General features: G+C 55.7%; 1 rRNA gene. It reads right to left on the reverse strand.

Annotated features, from left to right (window positions below):
• Nucleotides 1-305, reverse strand: a 16S ribosomal RNA gene (locus BHE89_RS00475); the annotation flags it as partial.

Consider the following 305-nt stretch of genomic DNA (forward strand, 5'->3'; position numbering starts at 1 on the left):
CCCCGCTGAAAGTACTTTACAACCCCTAAGGCCTTCTTCATACACGCGGCATGGCTGCATCAGGCTTGCGCCCATTGTGCAATATTCCCCACTGCTGCCTCCCGTAGGAGTCTGGGCCGTGTCTCAGTCCCAGTGTGGCTGATCATCCTCTCAGACCAGCTAGAGATCGTCGCCTAGGTGAGCCATTACCCCACCTACTAGCTAATCCCATATGGGTTCATCCGATAGCGCAAGGTCCGAAGAGCCCCTGCTTTGGTCCGTAGACGTCATGCGGTATTAGCCACCGTTTCCAGTAGTTATCCCCC

The sequence above is a fragment of the Shigella sp. FC1967 genome, from assembly GCF_001743005.1.
Taxonomy (GTDB): Bacteria; Pseudomonadota; Gammaproteobacteria; order Enterobacterales; family Enterobacteriaceae; genus Proteus.